The organism is Mycobacterium angelicum, assembly GCF_002086155.1.
Classification (GTDB): Bacteria; Actinomycetota; Actinomycetes; order Mycobacteriales; family Mycobacteriaceae; genus Mycobacterium; species Mycobacterium angelicum.
Genome location: NZ_MVHE01000236.1, coordinates 1 through 706, shown reverse-complemented (window position 1 = coordinate 706; position 706 = coordinate 1). Strand labels below are relative to the sequence as shown.

1 protein-coding gene is annotated in these 706 nt (G+C 67.8%); it reads right to left on the bottom strand.

Going from position 1 to position 706, the window contains the following annotated elements; all coding sequences use genetic code 11:
* Positions 1-706, bottom strand: a 706-nt coding sequence (locus tag BST12_RS29180; protein ID WP_139802074.1) for a zinc-binding dehydrogenase, incomplete at both ends; no start/stop codon positions are given.

Below are 706 nucleotides of genomic sequence, written 5' to 3'. Positions count from 1 at the left end.
AGCCCGAGCTTGGTGTCGCCGTAGATGTCGCGCTTGCCGATCTCGACAAACCGGCCACCCACTGCCAGCAGTTTGATGCCGGCCCGTTGTGCCGCCCCGACGACCGAGTTGAGGACGATGTCCACGCCGTAGCCGTCGGTGTCGCGACGGATCTGCTCGGCGAACTCCACACTGCGCGAGTCGTAAACATGCTCGATACCCATGTCGCGCAACAAGTTCCGGCGCTTCTCGCTGCCGGCGGTGGCATAAATCTCGGCGCCGGCCGCCCGCGCGATCGCAATCGCCGCCTGCCCCACCCCACCGGTCGCGGAGTGAATCAGCACCTTGTCACCGGCCTTGATCCGGGCCAGATCCTGCAACCCGTACCACGCCGTGGCGCTCGCGGTCGTCACCGCCGCCGCCTGCGCGTCCGTCAGACCCTCCGGCAGCTTTACGGCCATGCGGGCGTCACAGGTGACGAACGTGCTCCAGCAGCCGTTGGGCGACATGCCGCCGACATGATCGCCCACCTGGTGGTCGGTGACGTCGGGGCCCACCGCGGTCACCACACCGGCGAAATCGGTGCCCAGCTGTGGTTGCTTGCCGTCCGCGGTCTGATACAGGCCGAAGGTGACCAGCACGTCGGCGAAGTTGATGCTGGACGCGCTGACGGCCACCTCGATCTGCCCAGGCCCCGGCGGCACCCGGTCGAACGCCGCGAACTCCA